The 15,923-nt window shown below is 71.4% G+C and carries 11 protein-coding genes; 3 read left to right on the top strand and 8 right to left on the bottom strand.

The features are described 5' to 3' along the window. The first annotated feature begins 11 nt into the window (after nucleotides 1–11). Nucleotides 12–2,399: a PQQ-dependent sugar dehydrogenase gene (locus ABZS97_RS16940; protein WP_356138395.1), complete on the top strand. Its 2,388-nt coding sequence runs from the start codon at nucleotides 12–14 to the stop codon at nucleotides 2,397–2,399. Here the strand turns inward: ABZS97_RS16940 and ABZS97_RS16935 are convergent. The 5 genes from ABZS97_RS16935 to ABZS97_RS16915 form a co-directional block, all read right to left on the bottom strand. Then, on the bottom strand, nucleotides 2,392–3,174 hold the full coding sequence (locus tag ABZS97_RS16935) for an ABC transporter ATP-binding protein (protein ID WP_356138393.1): 783 nt from the start codon (nucleotides 3,172–3,174) through the stop codon (nucleotides 2,392–2,394). The genes ABZS97_RS16940 and ABZS97_RS16935 overlap by 8 nt on opposite strands. Then, nucleotides 3,171–5,882 carry an ATP-binding cassette domain-containing protein gene (locus ABZS97_RS16930; RefSeq protein WP_356138391.1) on the bottom strand — a complete coding sequence of 904 codons (2,712 nt, stop codon included), beginning with the start codon at nucleotides 5,880–5,882 and terminating at the stop codon, nucleotides 3,171–3,173. The genes ABZS97_RS16935 and ABZS97_RS16930 overlap by 4 nt, the downstream gene beginning before the upstream one ends. Before the next feature lie 22 nt (nucleotides 5,883–5,904). Further along, a complete protein-coding gene (locus ABZS97_RS16925; protein ID WP_356138389.1) occupies nucleotides 5,905–7,161 on the bottom strand; it encodes an ABC transporter substrate-binding protein in 1,257 nt (418 codons plus the stop codon). Nucleotides 7,162–7,321: 160 nt separating this feature from the next. Next, nucleotides 7,322–9,148, bottom strand: coding sequence for an AMP-dependent synthetase/ligase (locus ABZS97_RS16920; RefSeq protein WP_356138387.1), 1,827 nt, complete (start codon nucleotides 9,146–9,148; stop codon nucleotides 7,322–7,324). Between the two features lie 287 nt (nucleotides 9,149–9,435). Then, the gene (locus ABZS97_RS16915) at nucleotides 9,436–10,956 is read right to left on the bottom strand and encodes an MFS transporter (protein WP_356138385.1); all 1,521 of its coding nucleotides are present in this window, start codon (nucleotides 10,954–10,956) and stop codon (nucleotides 9,436–9,438) included. A gap of 112 nt (nucleotides 10,957–11,068) precedes the next feature. Between ABZS97_RS16915 and ABZS97_RS16910 the strand changes: the two genes are divergently transcribed. After that, nucleotides 11,069–12,049 (top strand): AsnC family transcriptional regulator, encoded by a 981-nt coding sequence (locus tag ABZS97_RS16910; protein WP_356138383.1) that lies wholly within the window; start codon nucleotides 11,069–11,071, stop codon nucleotides 12,047–12,049. A gap of 3 nt (nucleotides 12,050–12,052) precedes the next feature. Here ABZS97_RS16910 and ABZS97_RS16905 read toward each other — a convergent pair whose 3' ends face one another. Further along, entirely contained in the window at nucleotides 12,053–12,916 is an 864-nt protein-coding gene (locus tag ABZS97_RS16905) for a LysR substrate-binding domain-containing protein (protein WP_356138381.1), read from the bottom strand. 185 nt (nucleotides 12,917–13,101) lie between these two features. Here ABZS97_RS16905 and ABZS97_RS16900 point away from each other — a divergent pair, with 185 nt between their 5' ends. Beyond that, complete coding sequence (locus tag ABZS97_RS16900) at nucleotides 13,102–14,112, top strand: bile acid:sodium symporter family protein (protein ID WP_356138470.1); 1,011 nt, start codon at nucleotides 13,102–13,104, stop codon at nucleotides 14,110–14,112. Here ABZS97_RS16900 and ABZS97_RS16895 read toward each other — a convergent pair. Further along, entirely contained in the window at nucleotides 14,048–15,280 is a 1,233-nt protein-coding gene (locus tag ABZS97_RS16895; protein WP_356138379.1) for a hypothetical protein, read from the bottom strand. The genes ABZS97_RS16900 and ABZS97_RS16895 overlap by 65 nt on opposite strands. A gap of 10 nt (nucleotides 15,281–15,290) precedes the next feature. After that, nucleotides 15,291–15,923 (bottom strand): LamG domain-containing protein (locus ABZS97_RS16890; protein ID WP_356138377.1); only part of this gene is annotated, 633 nt, incomplete at its 5' end.

The raw sequence follows: 15,923 nt of genomic DNA, 5'->3' as shown, positions 1-15,923 counted from the left end.
TCGGTGCGGTCGTGCTCCTTTGTGCCGGACTCGTCCAGGCAGTACCGCAGTCGGCCTCGGCAGCGCCCGCACGCTACGAGGCGGAGAGCGCCGCCTACACGTCGGGCTCCACCGTGGACAGCAACTACGCCGGATACTCCGGCGCCGGCTTCCTCAACACCCCCAACGCGGCAGGCAGTTACGTCGAGTTCACCGTCAACGCCACGTCCGCGGGCACCGCCACCGTGGCCCTGCGCCACGCCAACGGCACCACCGCCGACCGCCCGGCGGACATCGCGGTCAACGGCACGGTGGTGAAGTCCGGGTACTCCTTCCCGTCCACCACCACCTGGGACGCCTGGACCACCTCGACGCTGACCGTCCCGGTGAACGCGGGCAGCAACAAGATCCGCCTCACCGCCACCGGTTCGGGCGGTCTCCCCAACACCGACTACCTCGACTTCGAGCTCGCCGCGGCCACCACCGACCACCAGGCCGAGGACGCCACGATCTCGCAGGGCGCGGTGGCCACCAACCACACCGGTTTCACGGGCACGGGCTTCGTCGACTACACCAACGTCGTTGGTTCGTATGTGGAGTTCACGGTGAGCGCCGCCTCGGCGGGCAGCGCGTCGCTCGCCTTGCGGTACGCCAACGGCACCACGACCGACCGCCCGATGGACATCTCCGTGAACGGCACGGTCGTCGCCTCGGGCGTCTCCTTCCCGGCCACCACCGACTGGGACACCTGGGCGACCAAGACCCTCAACGCACAGCTCACCGCGGGCTCCAACAAGATCCGCGCCACCGCCACGACCGCTGCCGGCGGCCCCAACCTCGACAGACTGAGCGTCGGCGCGGCGGCCGACACCCAGGCACCCACCCGGCCCGGTCAGCCCAGCTGCTCGAACATCGGCGAGGACGCACTCACGCTGACCTGGGACGCCTCCACGGACAACGTCGGCGTGACGGCGTACGACCTCTACGAACACGGCAACAAGATCGGCGAGGCCGCCGGCGACGTGACCTCGAAGAACCTCACCGGTCTGACGCCGAACACCGCCTACAACCTCACCGTCATCGCCCGGGACGCGTCCGGCAACACCTCACCGGCCAGCCCGGCCGTCGACTGCACGACCAAGCCCAGCTCCGACACCACCCCGCCCACCAAGCCGGGCACACTGACCGCCGCCAACGTCACCGCCACCAGCGCCGACCTGAGCTGGGGCGCCTCCACGGACGACAAGGCGGTCGTCGGCTACGACGTGCGCAGCGGCACCACCGTCTACAAGTCCGTCACCGGCACGTCGACCACGCTGACCGGCCTCGCCTGCAACAGCCCGTACACCCTGAACGCGGTGGCCCGCGACGCCGCAGGGAACACCTCCCCGCAGAGCAACACCGTCACCTTCACCACCCAGGCCTGCTCGACCGACGGCGGCGTCCCGTCCTCCATCACCACCATCTCCACCGGCTTGACCATCCCGTGGGGCACCTACTGGATGCCCGACGGCCAGACCTCCCTGGTCACCGAGCGGGACGACTTCCGCGTCTGGAAGGTCGCCAAGGACGGCACGAAGACCCAGGTGGGCACCGTGCCCAACGCCGTGACGACCGACGGCGAAGGCGGTCTGCTGGGCGTGGCCGTCGACCCCAACTGGGCCACCAACCACTACGTCTACTTCATGCACACCGCCTCCGAGGGCAACCGCGTCGTCCGCATGACCTACAACGGCAGCTCCCTCAGCGGCTACACCGTCCTCCTCCAAGGCATCAAGAAGAGCCGCTACCACAACGGCGGACGGCTCGCCTTCGGCCCCGACGGCTACCTGTACGTCTCCACCGGCGAGGCGCAGACTCCCGACCTCGCCCAGGACAAGAACTCGCTCAACGGCAAGATCCTGCGCATGACCACGGACGGCAAGGCCGCCCCCGGCAACCCCTTCGGCAACTACGTCTACAGCTACGGCCACCGCAACCCGCAGGGCCTCGCCTTCGACCGCAACGGCCGCCTTTGGGAAGCCGAGTTCGGCAACAGCTCCAAGGACGAACTCAACCTCATCAAGCCCGGTGCCAACTACGGCTGGCCGATCTGCGAAGGCACGTGCAGCACAGCCGGAATGACCAACCCCAAGAAGACCTGGAACGTCTCCGAAGCCTCACCCAGCGGCATCGCCATCGTCCGCAACGTCATCTACATGGCTTCCCTCCGCGGCGAACGCCTCTGGCGCATCCCCATCACCGGCGACACCGAAAGCGTCGGCACCCCCACCGCGTACTACGTCGGCACCTACGGCCGCCTGCGCACCGTTACCAAGGTGCCCGGCGCCGACCAGCTCTGGCTCTCCACCACCAATTGCGACAACAACGGAGGAGCGGCGGACGGCTCGGACAAGATCTTCCGGGTGAGCGTCAACTAGCGGGCGCGGCGCCGAGGTACGCGTCCCTGACCTTCGGGTCGGCGTGCACCTCGGCGGCCGTGCCCTCGGCGAGGACCCGGCCCAGGTCGAGGACGACGACGCGAGCGCACAGCTGCATGACGAAGGCGACGTTGTGCTCGACGAGGAGGACCGCGCAATCGTCCTCGGCTGCCAGCTGACGGATGACAGAGGACAGGCGCCGGGTTTCGTCGTCGGTCATTCCGGAGGTGGGTTCGTCCAGGAGCAGCACCCTGGGCGGATCCGCCACCGCGCGCGCCAGTTCCACCATCCGGGCCCGGCCCACCGGAAGAGCCGCGGCGTACACCTCGCCCAGTCCGTCGAGTCCGCAGTCGCGGAGCACGGCCGCCGCACGGTCGCGGCGCTTGCTCTCGCGTCGGCGTCGAGTGGGCGACGCCAGCAGGTCCGCGGCCAGGCCGCCACCGCCGCCGTGCCATTCCTGGGCCACGACCAGGTTGTCGGCCACGGTGAGTTGGCCGAACAGCTGCTGTCGTTGGAAGGTGCGGCGCATGCCGTGCCGGGCGCGCCAGACGGGGGAGCGGCGGGTGATGTCCGCGCCGTCGAGCAGGATGCGGCCCTCGTCGGGGCGGCGGATGCCCGAAAGGACGTCGAACAGGGTTGTCTTCCCGGCGCCGTTGGGCCCGATGAGTCCGCAGATCTCGCCCGGGCGCAGCGCGAGGCCGACGCCGTCGAGGGCGCGGATGCCGCCGAAGCGGACGCCGACCCCGACGGCCTCCAGTACGGGTGCGTCGCTCATGGACGGACCACCCCCTCGGCCGACGGCCCCTGTCGCTTCGCCGGCTCCGGCCGTCCTGCCCCGATGCCCAGATACGCCTCCGTCAGCCGGTCCGCCTGCACCTCGGTGCGCGGGCCGCACCAGGCCACCCGACCCTGCGCGAGATAGGCGACGGTGTCCGCGACCCCGAGGACCTCCGTCGCCTTCTCCTCGACCAGCAGGAGCGCCGTCCCGGCCTCCCTCAGTTCGACGAGCAGCCGGAACACCTCGTCGACCACGCGTGGGGCGAGCCCGAGCGACGGCTCGTCGACGACGAGCACCTTCGGCGGGCGCTGAAGGAGCGGCGCGAGCGCGAGCATCTGCTGTTCGCCGCCGGAGAGCGACCCGGCGGGAACGCTGCGCCGCGCGACCAGCCCGGGGAAGCGCTCGTACACGCCGTCCCGGTCGTTCTTCTCCCGCAGGTGCAGGGCGAGGTTCTCCTCGATCGTGAGGGCCGGGAAGATGCCGCGTCCCTCGGGGGCCAGCAGCACCCCGCCCCGGGACCGGCCGACGGCCCGTTCGCGGGTGGCGTCGCGCCCGGCGACGTACACCCGGCCCTCCAGCGGGCGCAGCAGCCCGGCGGCGACCTGACACGTGGTGGACTTGCCCGCGCCGTTGGGGCCGAGGAGGGCGAGGATCTCGCCCGGGCGTACGGCGAGGTCGACGCCGTGCAGGACGGGGGCGCCGTCGTATCCGGCACGGATGCCCCGGAGTTCGAGTGCGGCCTCGGGGGACGGTTTCGCGGCGGCGGGCTGTTCCGGTGCCGGGCGTGGGCTCGCCGCCGCAACTCGCCTTCGGTGCCGACGTGTCGGTACGGCGGCGCAGTACCCGTCCGGGTCGTTCGCCAGGGCGAGGCCCGCCAGACCGAAGAGGATCACCGGGAGGTGGACGGAGTCGGTCACGTAGTCGGAGACGAGGTGCGGTATGACGGCGTAGACGAGCCCGGCCACCACCGCGAACTGGGGGCGCCGCACACCCGCCGCCACGACCACCGCGAGCCAGATCAGGCCGGTCATCGCCGTGAAGTCCGTCGCCGTGACGCGGGTGCTGTACGACGCGTACAGCACACCGCCGAAGCCGGCGAGCCCGGCGGAGAGCGTGAACAGCATCAGCTTGGTGCGGACGACGGAGACGCCGGAGGCCATCGCCGCGGCGGGCGCCGAGCGGACGGCCAGCATGGCCCGCCCGGACGGAGAGTTCCGCAACGCGCTGAGCGACGCCACGGCCAGGGCGACCAGCACGATCATCGCCAGGCCCATCGCCCGGTCGTCGTTCAGGTCCACCGGACCGAAGACGGGACGCGGGATCGCCCAGCCGGTGTCACCGTTCCTCAACCAGCCCATTTGGAAGAGGACTTGGTCGGCGAGGAAGGCGAGCGCGAGAGTGGCGAGCGCGAGGGAGCGGCCGCCGAGCCGCAGCGCCGGGAGGGCGACCAGCGCGCCGAGCAGCGCGGCCGCGCACGTGCCGGCGGCCGCCGCGGCCACGAACGGCCAGCCGTGGCTCATCAGCAGCCCCGCGACCAGCGCCGCGCCCGTCACGAACGTGGCCTGCGCCAGCGACACCATCGCGCCGAGCCCCGTCACCACCGTGAAGGACACGAACACCAGGGAAAGGGCCAGGCCTTGGGCGAGCAGGCCGCTCCAGAACGGGGTCGTGACCGTGTAGAGGGCGACAGCGAGGAGCAGCCCGGCGGCCGTCCAGGGGCCCCAGCGCCGTATCCAGGACCTGCCTGTCGGAGAGTCGGCCGGCGGCGCGTCCGTGGCCGCGGTCCCCGCCGTACGCCGGCGCCGTGTCAGCACGAGCAGCCCGGCGAAGAGGATCAGGAACGGGACCGCCGTACGGAATCCCGTGACGCGTTCGGCGAAGGTGGCGTACCCGGCGACGAGGTTCTGCAGCACCCCGAGCCCCAGGCCGCCCGCGAAGGCGAGCGGGATCGACGCGAAGCGGCCGAGCACGGCAGCCGTCGCCGACACGAAGAGGAAGAGGGTGAAGTCGTGGGCCGACAGGCCCAGCAGCGGGGTGGCCAGGACACCGGCCAGGCCGGCGAGTCCCGACGACAGCATCCAGGCGATCGACGACAGCCGGTCGGCGCTGATCCCGCGCAGCTCCACGAGCGACCGGTTGTCCACCGCCGCACGGAGTTGCAGTCCGAGCGGTGTATGCCGCAGCAGGATCCACAGTCCGACGGCCACCACCGCCGTGGCCAGCCAGGTGATCAGCTGGTCGGAGTCGACGCCCACGCCGTCCATCAGCTGCCAGGACTTCGCAGGACTCGGTCCGACCCCGGGCAGCCCGAACTGGTTCTCGGCGGGCCGGACGGACACGCCCGCGTCCTCCAGCAGCTCCACGACCCACAGCCCGAGCGCGGGCAGCGCCACCAACAGCCCGATGGTGGCGACGATCTGGGCGGTCTCGCCGACCCGCGCCAGCTTGCGGAACATCAGCCGGTCCAGGCCCCAGCCCAGCGCGGGCGCCACCCCGCACACGAGCAGCACAGCTGTCGGCACGGCGGGCCAGCCGAGGCCGGAGTGCAGCTCGTAGAAGGCGAGCGCGCACAGATAGGCGGTGGCGCCGTGCGCGAAGTTGAACAGCCCCGAGGCCGAGCAGGAGAGCACGAGCCCCGTCGCCAGCAGGGCGTACAGCGCGCCCGAGACGAGTCCGCTGAGGACGAAAGCCAGCAGGTCCGACATGCCAAGTACCTTCGCCGGTCGGCTACTTGAAGGGGATCGGCGGATAGCAGGTGAAGGGCGCCGACACGACGTACTTGCCGTCCTTCAGCTGCACCAGGGCCCCGCACCCGAATGACTCCTGCTGCCCCTTGGGCTCGGCGCGGTCGCCGACCATGGTGCCGGAGTCGGAGAATTTGCCGGCCGCCTTCTGGAAGGACGCCGGCGTGAGGTTCTTGCCGGCCTTCCTCGCGATGGAGAGGAAGAGGTCGGCCGACATATAGCCGGTCATCATGTGCATGTTCAACGGCACCTCCTTTCCGGCCGCCTTCCTGATGTCCGCCTTGAACTGCTTCATCGCCGCGTTCTCCTGCTCGAACGGCTGGAAGGACAGCAGGATGTGCACCCCGTCGAGCGCCTGCTTCGTGGCGCTCTTGGCGAGCAGAGAGGGGTCGTAGTCGGTCGGATCGGTCAGCACGCCCCGGTAGCCGCCGCGCTTGAGCGCGGTGAACAGCCCGATGTTGTACGGCGTCTGCATCACGGAGACCACCGCGTCCGGCGCCTTTCCGCCGTTGCTGCGCAGGATGTCCTTCGTGTACGCCGACCAGTCGCTCGGCACCGACGTGGCGGGCACCGACGGCTTCGCGTAGGTCACCTTGTAGCCCGCCGTCGCGAAGCTCTGCTTGTAGGTGCGGATGGCGAAGTTCCCGGCGTCGCTGTCATTGGCGAGGATCGCCACCGACTTGCCCTCGGCGCCGCCCGTGACGTGCTTGAGCCCCTCCGGCCAGGTCTGCGAGATCGTGCCGCCCGGCATCGGCACCATGCAGCCGCCGAATCCGTAGATGTACGTCGGCCCGCAGAAGGACGGCAGGGTGCCCCAGCCGAACGTCGGCACCTTCTGCTGCTGGAGGAAGTCCGCACCCGAGAAGGTCGTCGAGCTCATCGGTGCGATCGCGAACACCTTGTCCTGCTGTACGAGTTTGCGCGCGGCGGCCAGGTTCCTCGCCGGGTCCTGCCCGTCGTCCTGCGCCCCCAGATAGGCGATCTTCCGTCCATTGACCCCGCCTTCCGCATTGGCCCGGTCGAACCGCGCCCTGGCCCCGAGATCGGTGTCCTTCTTCGAGTACCCGGTGGCGGTGGTCATCGAGACGATGCCCCCGACCTTGATGGAGTCACCGGTGACCCCGCGCACGGAGCCACCGGCCCCCTTGCCCGAACTGCTGTCAGTGGCAGCGGAGTTGCAGGCGCCTGCGAGCAGCAGCGCGGCCACGACGCCGGCGATGGTGCGGATCGGTCGCGACACGGTCGGTCCCCCTCCGTCGGGCCCTGCCTTCCGGGGACACCCCCGGGCCTCGGCCCTGCGAAAGTGTCGGTTGGATCTGACGACCCGTCAATATCTGACGCACCATGAAATGATGGACCGTCAGAGAAGGCCTGGCGGTCCGGTGTTCCAGGTCAGAGGTCTACGCCTGGTAGAGCGCCTGCACCTCGTCGGCGTAGGCCTTCTCGATCGCCTTCCGCTTCAGCTTCAGCGAGGGCGTCAACAAGCCGTGCTCCTCGGTGAACTGATGGGCCAGGATCCGGAACGTACGGATCGACTCGGGCTGCGAGACCAGTGTGTTCGCGGCGACGACGGCGCGTCGCACCTCGGTCTCCAGGTCGGGGTCGCGCACCAGCTCCGACGGGGTCAGCTGCGGCTTGCCGTGCATCTGCAGCCAGTGCTCGACGGCCTCCGAGTCCAGGGTGACCAGCGCCGCGATGTAGGGCCGGTCGTTGCCGACCGCGATGCACTGGGCGACCAGCGGATGGTCGCGCACCCGCTCCTCCAGGATGCCCGGCGACACGCTCTTGCCTCCGGAGGTCACCAGGATCTCCTTCTTGCGCCCGGTGATGGTGAGATAGCCGTCCTCGTCGAGGGAGCCCAGGTCGCCGGTGGCGAGCCAGCCGTCGTGCAGGGTGGCGTCGGTGGCCTTGGGGTCGTTGAGGTAGCCCTGGAAGACGTTGCCGCCGCTCAGCCAGATCTCGCCGTCGTCCGCGATGTGCACGGTGGTGCCGGGCAGCGCCTGGCCGACGGTGCCGAACCGGGTGCGCTCGGGCGGGTTGGCGGTCGCGGCCGCCGTGGACTCCGTGAGGCCGTACCCCTCGAAGATGGTCACTCCGGCGCCGGCGAAGAAGAGCCCGAGCCGCCGGTCCATCGCCGAACCGCCGGACATGGCGTGCTTCATCCGGCCGCCTAGAGCGGCGCGCACCTTGGAGTAGACGAGCTTGTCGAAGAACTGGTGCTGCATCCGCAGGCTTGCCGAGGGGCCGGGGCCGATGCCCCAGGCCTTCGACTCCACGGCGTCCGCGTAGCGCACCGCGACGTCGACGGCCTTCTCGAAGGGGCCCGAGCGGCCCTCTTTCTCGGCCTTGCGGCGGGAGGCGTTGAAGACCTTCTCGAAGATGTACGGCACGGCGAGGACGAACGTCGGCCGGAACGCGGCGAGGTCGGGCAGCAGGGCGGCCGCGTTGAGCTGCGGCTGGTGGCCGAACTTGACCTTGCCGCGGATCGCCGCGACCTGCACCATCCGCCCGAAGACATGGGCGAGCGGCAGGAACAGCAGGGTGGCCGCCTCGTCGCCGCGCTTGGAGTGGAAGACGGGCTCCCAGCGGTCGATGGCGGTGTCCGTCTCGAACATGAAGTTCGCGTGGGTGAGCACGCAGCCCTTGGGGCGCCCGGTGGTGCCGGACGTGTAGATGATCGTCGCGATCGACTCCGGGGTGACGGCCCGCCGGTGCCGGTGCACCACCTCGTCGTCGATGCCGGCGCCCGCCTCGTACAGCTCCTGGACGGCACCCACGTCGAGCTGCCAGAGCTGGTGCAGGTGCGGGAGCCGGTCGACGACCGTGGCGACGGTCATCGCGTGGTCCTCGTGCTCGACCATGACCGCGGAGACCTGCGCGTCGTGCAGCATCCAGAAGACCTGCTCGGCGGAGGAGGTCGGGTAGATCGGCACGACCTGGGCGCCGATCGTCCAGAGCGCGTAGTCGAAGAGCGTCCACTCGTAGCGCGTACGGGACATGATCGCGACCCGGTCCGCGAACCGGATCCCGTGGGCGAGCAGCCCCTTGGCCAGGGCGAGGACCTCGTCGCGGAACTCGGCGGAGGTCACGTCGCGCCACTGGCCGCCCTCGTCCTTGCGGCCGAGGGCGATGTACAGCGGGTCTTCGAGGGCATGGTCGAACACGACGTCGGCCAGGCCGCCCACCGGCGGCGGCGACGCCAGTGGAGGGTTGGTGAACTCGCGCAAACCCGCTCCTAGTGGCGCTCAGCACAGCGCCGTGAAAGCTACCTCAACGGGCTGGCGTGCGGGAGGGGTGAAGGAACGTCCGAACGTCCGGAATATGCACAGGTCAGCCGAGAAAATGCGCTCACATGGGGAAGGGCCGGACAGAATTCCTTACCGTCGCGTATGTTTCGGTGGCGCAATCTCCACGGAATCTGCGCGACCCGATTACGGTGCGCGGCGCCCCGGATACCGGACGTGGAGATTCCACTTCCGGTTGCCGAGACGCCCGACCTCTCAACCCGCCGCTGTCATCCGTGAGGCGCCGTCGCCTTCGCCGCCGACGTGTCCGACGCCCTCGACGTGTCCGACGCGGCCTCGGTGCCCGCCGGGCCCGCCGCGGCCCGCGGTGTCCGCACCAACACCAGTACCAGCGCGCCGGCGATCATGCCCGTCACACCCGCGGCCACCGACGCCGTGTCGAGCCCCGACGCGAAGGCGGCCCGCAGCGCCTGCTCGGAGAACGTGCCGCGCAGGGCCCCGGCGCCACCGCCCGCGAGGGTGTGCGCCGCGCCCGGCGGGAGCGTGTCCTGCATGCGCGAGGTCAGCACCGTGCCGAAGACGGCCACACCCAGCGCGTACCCCAGTTGCCGGACCGTGTTGACCGCGCCGCCGGCCATCCCCGACCGCTCCTGCGGCACGGCGGCCAGCGCGGCGCCCGCGATCGACGGGGAGACGAACCCGGTGCCGATCCCCACCAGGACCATCCCCGGTACCAGCATCGTCCAGTTCGTGCCCGCGTCCAGCACGGCCTGGCAGAAGGCGCCCGCTCCGATCAGCAGCAGCCCGCCGCCTATGGTCAGCCGGGCCGGCACCCCGTGCAGCAGCTTGCCCGTGAGGATCGCGACCACGACCGCCGCGCCCGTCAGCGGGAGCAGCGTGAGCCCGCCGCGCACCGGGCTCATGCCCAGGACGGTCTGCATCCAGATGGACAGGTACGGGATCACACCGAACGCCGCCGCGTTGAACGCGAGCGCGCCCGCCATCACGCCCACGAACGCGGGCTTGCGCAGCAGCGACAGGTCGAGCAGCGGATGGGCCGCCCGGCGTTCGACGAGCACGAAGCCCGTCAGGCTCAGTGCCGCGAGCGCGAACGAGGCCGTCGTGACCGTCGACGTCCAGCCGTCGGATCCGGCCCGCACCACCCCGTACGTCAGCGCCCCCGCGAAGCCCGCGAACGTCGCCGTGCCGGCCCAGTCGATACGCATCCCGCGCGGCCCCTTCGACTCCGGCACCACGCGCAGCGTCAGCCAGATCGACGCCACGCTCACCGGCAGGTTCACGAAGAAGATCCACCGCCAGCCCGGCCCCTCGGTGAGCAGCCCGCCCAGGACCGGCCCGACCGCGGCCGCGGCGCCGCTGACGGCTCCCCAGATGCCGAGCGCCGCCGACCGCTGCCGCCCGTGGTAGACGGAACCGAGCAGCGGAAGCGTCGTCGCGAACATCGCCGCCGCGCCCACACCCTGCAGTCCGCGCGCCGCCACCAGCAGCCCGGGCCCCGACGCGAAACCGCACAGCAGCGACGCCAGCGCGAACAGCGCCACGCCCGCCACGTGCACCGTGCGCCGGCCCAGAATGTCGGCCGCCGCACCGATCCCCAGCAGCAGCGCGGCGAGCGCGAGGGCGTACCCGTCGACCACCCACTGCAGATCACTCAGCGACGCGTGCAACGACCGTGCCATGTCCGGCAGCGCGACGACCACGATCGTCACGTCCAGCAACAACATGAACGTCCCCAGGCACACCGCCGTGAGCGGCCCCCATGTACGCATGTCCTCAACTCCTTGTGCCGCGAATGCGTATGGCTCCGTAGGATGAGGTCGCGACGGACGATCACCTCGGTGGTGCGCGATAATGTGACGGAAATCGATGAGGAGTGGGTCGATGGAAACGGAATCCGACACCTTCGATGAACTCGACCTGCGACTGCTGTGCGCGTTGGAGGTCAACGCCCGGGCCCCCTTCAGCCGGATCGCGACGGTGCTCGGCGTCTCCGACCAGACGATCGCGCGGCGCTACCGCAGGCTGCGCGCCGAGGGTGGCCTGCGGGTCGTCGCCGTCCGCGACGCCCAGCGGCTCGGTCAGGACCAGTGGATGCTGCGGCTGCGCTGCGCCCCCGACGCGGCGGGGGCCATTGCGGACGCGCTCGCGAAGCGCCCCGACACCGCCTGGATCGGGCTCGCCTCCGGCGGCACGGAGGTGGTCTGCATGACCCGCCCGCGCAACCCCGGCGACCACGACGAACTGCTGCTCGGAAAACTGCCGCGCACCCCGAGCATCGTGGAGATCCGCGCCCACCAGCTCCTGCACCGCTTCTACGGCGGACCGCTGGGCTGGCTCGCCAAGCGCCCGGCGCTCACGCGGGAGGAGAGCGCCGCGCTGCGCCCCGAGCCGCTGGACCCCGAGACGCCCGCCCGGATCGCCGCGGAGGACGAGCCGCTGGTCACCGCCCTGGAACGCGACGGACGCGCCACCTACCCGGAACTCCAACGGGCCACCGGCCGCTCCGAGTCGGCGGTCAAGCGCCGGCTCGCCGCACTGCTGGCCTCGGGCGCCGTGTACATCGACATCGAGTACGACACCGAGATCCTCGGCCACCCGATGGCCGCCAGTCTGTGGATCACGGCCGCCCCCGACGCCCTCCACGCCGTCGGCGAGGCCCTTGCCGGCCACGACGAGGTCGCCTTCGCCTCGGCGACCGCGGGCCCCTCCAACATCGTCGTGACCGCCGTCGTCCCCGACAGCGCGGGCCTGTACGCCTACCTGAGCGGAAGACTCGGCCGCCTGGAAGGCATCCGGCACGTCGAGACGACGCCGTACCTGCGCAAGGTCAAACAGCTCACCTATCCTCCGCCGTCGCGGTAGCGATCAGCCCCGGTTCAGCCGGTCCCCGCCCGCCAGGATCGCCGCCGCCAGCGCGTCCGCGGCGTCCTGTGCGGAGGCGCGGCGCCTGCCGTGCACCAGGACGAAGTCGACCGCGCCCAGCTCGGGCAGGCCCGCCCGGTCCGGCACCCGGACCAGTCCCGGAGGGACGAGTCCGCGGGAGTGGGCCATCACGCCGAGGCCCGCGCGGGCCGCCGCGATCAGGCCGTTCAGGCTGCCGCTGGTGCAGGCGACGCGCCACGGCCTGCCCTGGCGTTCCAGGGCCTCCATGGCCAGTGCGCGGGTGATGCCCGGCGGCGGGTAGACGATCAGCGGGACGGGCCGGTCGGGGTCCAGGCGCAGCCGCTCCGCGCCGATCCACACCAGCCGGTCGTGCCGGACCAGTTCGCCGCGCGGGTCCTGCGGCCGCCGCTTCGCGAGCACCAGGTCCAGCTTTCCGGCGGCCAGCTGCTCGTGCAGAGTGCCGGAGAGCTCGACCGTCAGCTCCAGGTCGACCTCGGGGTGGTCGTACCGGAAGCCCTCCAGGATCTCCGGCAGCCGGGTCAGCACGAAGTCCTCCGAGGCGCCGAAGCGCAGCCGCCCCCGCAGTCGGGTCCCCGTGAAGAACGCCGCCGCCTGCTCCTGCACCTCCAGGATCCGGCGGGCGAAGCCGAGCATCGCCTCGCCGTCCTCCGTCAGCTCCACGGAGTGGGTGTCGCGGGAGAAGAGCTGCCTCCCGGTGGCGTCCTCCAGGCGGCGCACGTGCTGGCTCACCGTGGACTGCCGCAGCCCCAGCCGACGGGCGGCCCGGGTGAAGCTCAGGGTCTGCGCCACCGCGAGGAACGTACGCAACTGGGACGGGTCGTACATGCCGTCACGTTATCGCGGATCGTGATGACAGTCAGAGCGGTATGACGGATTCCCGATCGGGCCACGGAGGAGGACGATGGAGAGGTCACGACCCGACTCTGGACGACGGCGTACCAGGGATGACCGTCAGCACGAAGCGAACCGAGCAGTGGAGCACCGTGAAACGCCTGCAGTGGCCGAGTTGGATGCCGATCGATCCGTACATCCTGCTGTTGCTCGGGACAGTGGGGCTCGCGGCCCTGTTCCCGGCACGGGGCACGGGCGCCGACGTCGCGTCGGGCGCGTCCACGGCCGCGATCGCCTTCCTCTTCTTCCTCTACGGGGCGCGTCTGTCGACCCGTGAGGCGATGGACGGCCTGCGCCACTGGCGGCTGCACGGCACGGTCCTCGCCTGTACCTTCGTCGTCTTCCCGCTGCTCGGCCTCGCCGCCCGCGGCCTGGTGCCGGTGTTCCTCACGCACCCGCTCTACCAGGGACTGCTGTTCCTCACGCTCGTCCCCTCGACCATCCAGTCGTCGATCGCCTTCACGTCCATGGCGCGCGGCAACGTCCCCGCCGCGATCTGCGCGGGCTCCTTCTCCTCGCTGGCCGGCATCGTCGTCACCCCGCTGCTCGCGGCGGCGCTGCTCGGCAACAGCGGCGGCGGCTTCTCCGCGGACTCGCTCGTCAAGATCGTGCTGCAGCTGCTCGTGCCGTTCATGGCGGGGCAGCTGCTGCGGCGCTGGATCGGCGGGTTCATCGCACGGCACAAGAAGGTCCTCGGCCTCGTCGACCGCGGGTCGATCCTCCTCGTCGTCTACACCGCGTTCAGCGAGGGCATGGTGCAGGGGATCTGGCACCAGGTCAGCGCCGTCCGCCTCGCCGGACTGCTGGTCGTCGAGGCAGTGATCCTCGCCGTGATGCTCGCCCTCACCTGGTACGGCGCGAAGGCGCTCGGGTTCGACCGGGAGGACCGGATCGCGATCCAGTTCGCCGGGTCGAAGAAGTCCCTCGCCTCCGGACTCCCCATGGCGAGCGTCCTGTTCGGCGCCCACGCCTCGCTCGCCGTGCTGCCGCTGATGCTCTTCCACCAGATGCAGCTGATGGTGTGCGCGGTGATCGCCAAGCGCCGGGCCCGCGACCCGGAGCCCGCTACGACCCGCGCTCCAGCCGCAGGGTCACGAATCGAGGTCGGTACAGGGACACGTTCCGGCTGAGGTTGGCCTGTGCCGCGGCGCCCGTCGCGTCCAGCCAGTTGACGTCGTAGCTCAGCACCAGCCGCCCGTCGCCGCTCAGGGCCGGGTGCGCCTGCGGGTTGTACGCCGCCACCTCGCCCGCGGGCAGCGACGGACTGAAACTGCGGGTGGGCCCGCGCCAGGGCCCGGTCGGCGAGCACGCCCAGTACGACGTGATCGTCGTCAGCCCCTCGGTCCCGGCGGCCATCGTGAACAGCACGTACGTGCCGCCGTCGCGCACCACCGTGAACGCACTGCCCACGCCCTTGCGCTGCCCGTCCCCGAGCACCGGCTCCGGGCGCGCCCGGACCGCCCACTGCGAGCCGTCCCAGTACTCCCAGGCGCCCGGCTCGGCGAGCCTGCCGCGTGGCACCCGGGCCACGTACGCCCGCGAGGCGGGACGGGAGGCGGCCTGGAGGTCGTCACCGCCGAAGACGTACGTCCACTGGCCCGCGTCGACCGCGGACGTCCCGAACAGCACACGCTGCGAGGCGTCGGCGACGGAACGCTGGTCGAGGACCGTCCGGATGCCCTCCAGCCGCAGATCGGGCAGCGAGAGCGTGGCGACCTCGGTGGCCGTGGGCACGCCGTAGATCCACGGCGCCCGGCCCGCCGTTCGGGTCCACAGCAGGACGCGTACGACCCGGTCCGCGGAGCCGGGCGCGCGCGGCTCGACCCGGGCCGCCACCGGCCAGCGCCACTGCTGCGGTCCCGGGTCGGGAAACACGGGCGCCGCGAGCGTGCGCTCCAGGCGGCCCGAGGCGGACATCACCACCGCCGAGTTGCGCACCAGCGGCGCCGAGGTGTCGCGCCACACGAACGACTCGCCGACCGGGTTCGGCGGAGCGTGCACCGGGCCGAGATAGGTGTCCGAGAACAGCCACAGCACCCGCCCGTCCGGCAGCCGCAGCGAGTGCGTGCCGTCGCCGCCGGTCCAGTCGTCCGTGCGCGTCGGGTCGTCGCCGTAGCGCGTGAACTCGCCCGTGAGTCCCGCGTCCGCGGACCAGGACCGCACCGTGCGCGCGGTGCACGTGCCGCCGCCCTCCCGGTCGTCGGGGAGGGCGGTGAGGAGCACGGCCGCGCAGACCAGGGCCAGGATGATCCCCAGCCCGGTCCCTGTCTGCCGTCGTGCGCGTGCGTCGTCGGGCACGGACGGGACGTTAGTGGCTGCCGCGCACCTGGTCCATGGGCAGCCACAGGACGGTGTCCCGCATCGACGCCCGGCTGCCGGCGCGCAGCCCGCCGATCTCCGCGTCGCTCAACGCCCGGTCCCAGACGTGCACTTCGTCGATCGCGCCGGTGAAGTACGCCCGGCTGTCCATCCGCTGACCGATGTGCACCCCGAACGGCGAGTTGCGGCTGACCGATCCGGGCACGTCCGCGGTGCCGGTCGCCGTACCGTCGACGAACAGCGTGAGCTGTCCGCCGCCGCGGCGCAGCGCCAGGTGGTGCCACTGGCCGTCGTTGTACGCGCCGGTGGTGCGCACGGAGGCGGAGGCCGGGGCCGCCGCGCCGTTGCGTGCCGTGATCAGCCCGGTGATCCGGTTCGACGCGGGCTCACCGCGCAGCCACACCTGCGGCTGCGTGTTGCCGATCCCGCCCATCCACAGCAGCGGTTGCTCGCCGGTCGTGGCGGTGTAGCGCAGCCACAGCGATGCCGTGAAGTCCTTTGTCCCGAGGGGGAGTCGGTCGCTGTACGGCAGCCGTACGGCGTCGTCGGCGCCGTCGAAGGCGAGGGATCCAACAGGGCTCTGAGCACCCGGTCCCCGCCGGGCGGAACCGTGCCCGCCGCC

Source organism: Streptomyces sp. NPDC005485 (assembly GCF_040606085.1).
Taxonomy (GTDB): Bacteria; Actinomycetota; Actinomycetes; order Streptomycetales; family Streptomycetaceae; genus Streptomyces.
Note: the sequence above shows the minus strand (reverse complement) of the source record. Positions and strands in the feature narration are given on the sequence as shown.